The organism is Pedococcus sp. P1_H8 (assembly GCF_056405175.1).
Window position 1 is genome coordinate 1 of the sequence record NZ_JBFUCP010000334.1, and the last position, 404, is coordinate 404.

Consider the following 404-nt stretch of genomic DNA (forward strand, 5'->3'; position numbering starts at 1 on the left):
GGCGTATGCATTGGCGCCCTTGAAGAAGTTGCCCCACAGCTTGCCGAGCCGGTGGATGACGGGGTGCGGGCCGTAGCTCGGCATGCCGAGCCGCTCGCCGGCGCGGGCGAACATCACGGAGTGCCGGCACTCGTCGGCGATCTCGGTGAGCGCGAACTGCACGTGGCGGGTGTGCTTGTCGCGGCTGTAGACGTCGCGCAGCAGCATCTGCATGAGCAGGATCTCGAACCACAGCCCGACACCGGAGACGCTGGCCGCCTCGTGCTTGGTGAGCTCGACCCGCTGTTCCATGGTCATCTCGTCCCACAGGGCGGTGCCGTAGAGCGTGCTCCACTCCGGGGTGAGCCCGTACTTGTCGGTCGGCACCGGGGCGTCCCAGTCGACCTCGATCATCGGGTCGTAGG

At 67.6% G+C, this 404-nt stretch carries 1 protein-coding gene; it reads right to left on the reverse strand.

The features are described from left to right. Positions 1-404 (reverse strand): diiron oxygenase (locus tag AC1DYG_RS20260; RefSeq protein ID WP_477641632.1); only part of this gene is annotated, 404 nt, incomplete at both ends.